The following is a 2,208-nucleotide window of genomic DNA, read 5'->3' as shown; positions in this document are numbered from 1 at the left end:
GGCGCAGGGCGGGGTCGGGGGACGGTTCGCCGAACGTCTGGTGGACGGGCACGACGCCCGCCCATACGTCGAGCGCGTAGTCCTCGTCGTCGTCGGTGGGGTCGCCCTGGCGGATTTTGACGGACGCCTCGTCCAGGGAGAGGGCCAGTACGGAGACGGCGGCCATTTCCTTGCGGGTGGGCTGGCGCGCCACGTCCCATTGGCCGGGGCTGAGGTTCTCGGTGACGGCGCGGAGGCCGGCGAGTTTCTCGTCCGGGTCGTCGACGAGGCGGGGAGTGCCGTAGACGACGGCGCTGCGGTAGTTGACGGAGTGGTGGAAAAGGGACCGGGCGATGACGATTCCGTCGAGGTGGGTGACGGTGACGCAGACCTCCTGGGACGGCCCGGCCCTGAGGCTGCTCGCCCCGGTGGAGCCGTGGACGTAGAGGGTGTCGTCCAGGCGGCCGTAACCGGTGGGGATGACGCGCGGCGAGCCGTCCACGATGAGCCCGAGATGGCAGATCATGCCGTCGTCGAGGATGCGGTAGAGGGCCGAGCGGTCGCGGGCGGCGCGTTCGGGGAGCCTGGCGACGCGGGTGCGGGCGGTCGGTGAGAGTGGCGTCATGGACGCTACTCTAGAAAGAGAGTGGCCTGGTCGGTAGGGCCACTCCAGGCGAATAGCGGGAGACCACTTTGTCGATCGACTTGCCCCTCGTCGTCGACCGGGACAAGGGCGAGCCCATGAGCGCCCAGCTGGTCGGCCAGCTGCGCGCGGCGATGGGCGAGGGACGGCTCGCCGCCGGCGAGCGGCTTCCCGCGAGCAGGGCGCTGGCCGGGCTGCTCGGGGTGAGCCGGACGGTGGTCACCGAGGCGTACGAGCAGCTGTACGCGGAGGGCTGGCTGGAGGGCCGCCACGGTTCGGGCACCTATGTGACCGACGGCGTCGCCGCTCCGCGTCCCGTGAAGCCGCAGCCGCCGACGACGAGAACGGTGTACCCGACGGCGGCCCCCCACGAGATCGACCTGCGGCCGGGGCTGGCGTGGGTCGGTGCGCTCGACACCCCCGCGTGGCGGCGCGCGTGGCGGCTGGCGTCCGGTATGCCGCCCCAGCAGCGCCAGGACCCGCACGGCCTGCCGGGGCTGCGCGTCGCGCTGGCCGACTACATCAGGCGCAGCCGCGGCGTGGCGTGTCCGGTGGACGGGCTGCTGATCACGAGAGGGGCGACGAACGGGCTCGATCTGCTGGCCGCGACCGTCCTGCGTCCCGGCGACCGGGTCGGGGTGGAGGAGCCCGGCTACCGGCGCGCCCGCGCGGTCCTGGCGGGACGCGGCGCCGAGCTGGTGCCGTGCCCGGTCGACGAGCACGGCCTCATCGTCGACGGCCTCCCCGATGATCTGCGCATCGTGTACACGACGCCGTCGCACCAGTTCCCGATGGGCGGTGTCCTGCCGGTGCCGCGGCGCCAGGCGCTGCTCGCGTGGGCGCGGCGCACGGGCGCGCTCGTCGCGGAGGACGACTACGACGGCGAGTTCCGGTACGACGTCGCGCCGCTGCCCGCGCTCTACGGGCTCGCCCCGGACGTCGTCGTCTACCTAGGCACGACGGCCAAGATCCTCACCGCGGACATGGGGGTCGGCTGGCTGGTGGGCCGTCCCGACCTGGTCGAGGAGATCGCGCTGCGCCGCGAGGAGCTGAACGACCGGACGGCCGTCGTCCCGCAGGACGCGCTCCGGCTGCTGCTCGAACGCGGCGATCTGGACCGCCACGTCCGGCGGATGCGCGGGGAGTACGCGCGGCGGCGGGACGTGGTCGTCCGGACGCTGGACGGGCTGCCCCTGCGCGGCGACACGGCCGGGCTGCACCTCGTCGTGGACGTCCCGGCGCCCCTGGCCGGACGGGTCGTCCGCGAGGCGGCGAAACGTGGCGTCCTCGTGGAAACGCTGGAACGCCACCACACGGGCTCGCGGCGGGCATCCGGGCTGGTCATCGGCTACGGCTCGGCGGCCGGGCCGGCCGAGCTCCGCAAGGGATGCGAGGTCGTCCACGAACTGGTGACAACAGGAGCGGGGTGAGGAGCGCCCGCGTCGGCGGGGTGAGGAGCCGGGGGCGGGGCGGTCAGTTGGACATGGCGGACTGGGCGACCGGCACGGGCTCGGCGGCCGGAGGGAGCCGTCCGGGCGGCTGGGGATCGTTCTGCGGCGGGCGGACGGGCTCGGACGGGCGCGGGC

The 2,208-nt window shown here is 74.0% G+C and carries 2 protein-coding genes; one reads left to right on the top strand and one right to left on the bottom strand.

What is annotated here, in order from left to right; translation table 11 throughout:
• On the bottom strand, window positions 1-604 hold a 604-nt coding region (locus ETD83_RS41410), incomplete at its 3' end, for a pyridoxamine 5'-phosphate oxidase family protein (protein ID WP_138650697.1).
• Window positions 605-672: 68 nt separating this feature from the next.
• Between ETD83_RS41410 and pdxR the strand changes: the two genes are divergently transcribed.
• Window positions 673-2,052 (top strand): MocR-like pyridoxine biosynthesis transcription factor PdxR, encoded by a 1,380-nt coding sequence (pdxR, locus tag ETD83_RS41405; protein WP_407921565.1) that lies wholly within the window; start codon window positions 673-675, stop codon window positions 2,050-2,052.
• Window positions 2,053-2,208: the final 156 nt, after the last annotated feature.

Origin of the sequence: Actinomadura soli, assembly GCF_005889715.1 — a bacterium.
Lineage (GTDB): Bacteria > Actinomycetota > Actinomycetes > Streptosporangiales > Streptosporangiaceae > Spirillospora > Spirillospora soli.
The sequence above is the reverse complement of the archived record's forward strand: the minus strand, read 5'-3'. Positions and strand labels throughout refer to the sequence as shown.